This window comes from Nocardia cyriacigeorgica (genome assembly GCF_010858045.1).
In the GTDB taxonomy this organism is placed as follows: Bacteria; Actinomycetota; Actinomycetes; order Mycobacteriales; family Mycobacteriaceae; genus Nocardia; species Nocardia cyriacigeorgica_E.
The window spans coordinates 1-303 of the sequence record NZ_JAAGVC010000270.1 but is presented as its reverse complement, the minus strand read 5'-3'; the positions used below and the strand labels follow the sequence as shown (position 1 = coordinate 303).

1 pseudogene is annotated in these 303 nt (G+C 68.0%); it reads left to right on the top strand.

The window, feature by feature from the left end:
* Positions 1–20 precede the first annotated feature (20 nt).
* Positions 21–303 (top strand): annotated as a pseudogene (locus GV790_RS29665) (Fe-S cluster assembly protein SufD); the annotation flags it as partial.

Below are 303 nucleotides of genomic sequence, written 5' to 3'. Positions count from 1 at the left end.
ATGGAAGGAGCCGTCGGCTGATGGCAACTGGTGTGGTGGGCGCGGTCGAGGGCGAGAACCCCACGACCAAGCCGATTCAGAACCCGGGCGCCGGAGCCGCGATCAACAAAGGCGAGGTCTTCACCTCGTTCGATGTGAACGCCTTCGAGGTGCCATCGGGCCGTGACGAGGAGTGGCGGTTCACCCCGCTGCGCCGCCTGCGTGGCCTGCACGACGGCACCGCGGTGCGTGACGGCGCGGCCACAGTCGAGGTGAGTTCGGTCGACGGCGTGAACGTGGAGACCGTGCAGCGCACCGATGCTC